The organism is Pseudomonas sp. P5_B2 (assembly GCF_056400445.1).
Map to the genome: position 1 here is coordinate 1 of NZ_JBFULH010000459.1, position 3,259 is coordinate 3,259.

The window sequence follows — 3,259 nt, forward strand, 5'->3', positions numbered from 1 at the left end:
GCATGATGGATTGCAAGAAAGCCCTGGAAAAGGCTGACGGCGACATCGAAAAAGCCATTGATGACATGCGTGCTTCCGGCGCAATCAAGGCTGCCAAGAAAGCAGGCAACGTGGCTGCTGAAGGCGCTATCGCTCTGAAAGAAGACGGCAAATCTGCTGTTCTGCTGGAAGTAAACTCGCAGACTGACTTCCTGGCCCTGCAGGACGACTTCAAGGCATTTGTTGCTGCTAGCGTTGAAAAAGCGTTCGCCGACAAACTGACTGACGTCGCTCCGCTGATCGCCGCTCAAGAGGCTGATCGCCTGGTACTGGTTGGCAAGGTTGGCGAAAACGTCAACATCCGTCGCCTGGTACGCGTTGAAGGTGATGTTGTTGGTGGTTACCTGCACGGCAACAAAATCGGTGTTGCAGTTGTCCTGAAAGGCGGCAACGTTGAACTGGCCAAAGACATCGCTATGCACGTAGCGGCCAGCAACCCAGAGTTCCTGCTGCCTTCGGAAGTTTCTGCCGAAGCGATCGAGCGTGAAAAAGCTGTGTTCCTGCAGCTGAACGAAGAAAAAATCAAAGGCAAGCCAGAAAACATTGTTGAAAACATGGTCAAAGGCCGTATCAGCAAGTTCCTGGCCGAAGCCAGCCTGGTTGAGCAGGCGTTCGTCAAGAACCCTGAAATCAAGGTCGGCGAACTGGCCAAGAAAGCCGGTGCTGAAATCGTTTCCTTCACCTACTTCAAAGTAGGCGAAGGCATCGAGAAGCCGGTCGACAACTTCGCTGAAGAAGTTGCTGCCCAGCTGGCTGCTGCCAAGTCGTAAGACAGTTTTTAAACTGTCGCCCTGAAGAGGCTGCCCGCTTACGCGCGCAGCCTCTTTTCAGATGGGCTACCAATTTTTAATTGGTTTCCCGTTGGAACTGGCTTACAAAGCCATGTTCCGATGGCGCTGAAGCAGCGCCAAGCTAGAGTGAGCGCAGCTGTAAACAGCTCGCAAAGAATTTTTAAAATACGCCGCAGGAGAGATTCGCAATGGCTCAGCAGGGCAGTGGTTATCAGGCTCGCTATAAACGCATTCTACTCAAGCTTAGCGGCGAGGCCCTGATGGGCTCGGAAGAGTTCGGGATTGATCCGAAAGTTCTGGATCGCATGGCGCTGGAAGTCGGCCAACTGGTCGGTATCGGCGTTCAGGTCGGTCTGGTGATCGGTGGTGGTAACCTGTTCCGTGGTGCAGCGCTGAGCGCGGCCGGCATGGATCGGGTAACTGGCGACCACATGGGCATGCTGGCCACTGTGATGAATGCCCTGGCCATGCGTGATGCGCTGGAACGTGCCAATATCTCAGCCATCGTGATGTCGGCCATTTCCATGGTGGGCGTGACCGATCACTATGATCGTCGCAAAGCCATGCGCCACCTGAACGCCAAGGAAGTCGTGATTTTCGCGGCGGGTACGGGTAATCCGTTCTTCACCACGGACTCGGCGGCCTGCTTGCGTGCAATCGAAATCGATGCCGATGTCGTGCTCAAGGCGACCAAGGTCGATGGCGTCTACACCGCTGACCCGTTCAAAGACCCGCATGCCGAGAAGTTCGATCATCTGACTTACGATGAAGTGCTGGATCGCAAGCTGGGTGTGATGGATCTGACGGCCATTTGCCTGTGCCGCGACCACAAGATGCCATTGCGCGTCTTTAACATGAACAAGCCCGGCGCCCTGCTGAATATCGTGCATGGCGGCGCTGAAGGGACCCTGATCGAGGAAGGCCAACAATGATCAACGAAATCAAGAAAGACGCTCAAGAGCGCATGCAGAAATCCCTGGACTCTCTGAACCATGCATTTGGTCAGATTCGTACCGGCAAAGCCCACCCAAGCATTTTGGGTAGCGTGATGGTGCCGTACTACGGCACAGACACTTCCATTACCCAAGTGGCCAACATCACGGTAAAAGACTCCCGGACCCTGCAGGTCGTCGCGTTTGAGCGCAACATGCTCGCGGCCGTCGACAAGGCGATCCAGAGTGCTGGCCTGAACCTCAACCCCACCAACCTGGGTGAGTTGCTGCTGATCTCCATGCCTGCCCTGACTGAAGAAACCCGCAAGGGCTTCACCAAGCAGGCACGTAGTGCAGCGGAAGATGCTCGTGTTGCCGTGCGCAACATTCGTCGCGATGCCCTGGGTGACCTCAAGAAACTGGTCAAAGACAAGGAAATCAGCGAAGACGAAGAGCGTCGTGCTGCTGCTGATATCCAGAAGCTGACCGACAAGGCTGAGGCTGACATTGATGCGGCCACCAAGCAGAAAGAAGCCGACCTGATGGCCGTATAAGGGTCGCCTTTTCATGAAGACCAAGCAGACTGTGCCGTCCGCGGTACCGCGCCATGTCGCGATCATCATGGATGGTAATAATCGCTGGGCGAAGAAGCGCTTTATGCCGGGTGTCGCCGGGCATAAAGCGGGTGTGGATGCGGTTCGTGCGGTGATCGAGGTGTGTGCTGAGGCCAAGGTCGAGGTGTTGACCTTGTTCGCCTTCTCCAGTGAGAACTGGCAGCGCCCGGCCGATGAAGTCAGTGCCTTGATGGATTTGTTCTTCAAGGCGTTGCGTCGCGTGGCCAAGCGCCTCAATGACAACAACATCAGTCTGCGCATCATCGGTGATCGCTCGCGCTTTCATCCCGAGCTTCAGGCTGCCATGCGTGAAGCTGAGGCGATGACCGTCGGTGCCAACCGTTTTGTCTTGCAGATTGCCGCCAATTACGGCGGTCAGTGGGACATCGCGCAGGCCGCTCAGCGTCTGGCGCGGGAAGTTCAGGCCGGGCATCTGCGTCCGGAAGACATTACCCCGGAGTTGCTGCAAACCTGTCTGGTCACCGGCGACCTGCCGTTGCCGGACTTGTGCATCCGTACGGGTGGTGAGCACCGCATCAGTAACTTCCTGCTGTGGCAGTTGGCTTACGCCGAGTTGTACTTCTCCGACCTGTTCTGGCCGGACTTCAAACACGACGCCATGCGAAACGCACTGGCCGATTTCGCTTCTCGCCAGCGCCGCTTTGGTAAAACGAGCGAGCAGGTCGAGAATGGAGCCCGGGTTTAATGCTTAAACAACGAATCATCACCGCACTGATCCTGCTGCCGATCGCTTTGTGCGGGTTTTTCCTGCTTGAAGGTTCCAGTTTTGCGCTGTTCATCGGGTTTGTAGTGACGCTCGGCGCTTGGGAGTGGGCGCGGCTGGCCGGCTTCACTGCTCAGCCTGTTCGCGTTGCCTATGCCG

5 protein-coding genes are annotated in these 3,259 nt (G+C 56.2%); all 5 read left to right on the plus strand.

Annotation, left to right across the window (positions count from 1 at the left end; all coding sequences use genetic code 11):
• The first annotated feature begins 2 nt into the window (after window positions 1–2).
• On the plus strand, window positions 3–809 hold the full coding sequence (tsf, locus tag AC1DRJ_RS22320) for a translation elongation factor Ts (protein WP_477804050.1): 807 nt from the start codon (window positions 3–5) through the stop codon (window positions 807–809).
• A gap of 209 nt (window positions 810–1,018) precedes the next feature.
• The gene (gene pyrH, locus AC1DRJ_RS22325; RefSeq protein WP_003172271.1) at window positions 1,019–1,762 is read left to right on the plus strand and encodes a UMP kinase; all 744 of its coding nucleotides are present in this window, start codon (window positions 1,019–1,021) and stop codon (window positions 1,760–1,762) included.
• Window positions 1,759–2,316: a ribosome recycling factor gene (gene frr, locus AC1DRJ_RS22330; protein ID WP_007949335.1), complete on the plus strand. Its 558-nt coding sequence runs from the start codon at window positions 1,759–1,761 to the stop codon at window positions 2,314–2,316. The genes pyrH and frr overlap by 4 nt, the downstream gene beginning before the upstream one ends.
• Window positions 2,317–2,329: 13 nt before the next feature.
• The gene (gene uppS, locus AC1DRJ_RS22335; RefSeq protein WP_477804051.1) at window positions 2,330–3,082 is read left to right on the plus strand and encodes a polyprenyl diphosphate synthase; all 753 of its coding nucleotides are present in this window, start codon (window positions 2,330–2,332) and stop codon (window positions 3,080–3,082) included.
• Window positions 3,082–3,259, plus strand: a 178-nt coding sequence (locus tag AC1DRJ_RS22340) for a phosphatidate cytidylyltransferase (protein WP_477804052.1), incomplete at its 3' end; no start/stop codon positions are given. The genes uppS and AC1DRJ_RS22340, both read left to right, overlap by 1 nt.

What these genes read in the sequence shown, in the direction of transcription:
- uppS (WP_477804051.1), top strand. Translation starts at nt 2,330, where the DNA reads ATGAAGACCAAGCAGACTGTGCCGTCCGCGGTACCGCGCCATGTCGCG.
- pyrH (WP_003172271.1), top strand. Translation starts at nt 1,019, where the DNA reads ATGGCTCAGCAGGGCAGTGGTTATCAGGCTCGCTATAAACGCATTCTA.
- tsf (WP_477804050.1), top strand. Translation starts at nt 3, where the DNA reads ATGATGGATTGCAAGAAAGCCCTGGAAAAGGCTGACGGCGACATCGAA.
- frr (WP_007949335.1), top strand. Translation starts at nt 1,759, where the DNA reads ATGATCAACGAAATCAAGAAAGACGCTCAAGAGCGCATGCAGAAATCC.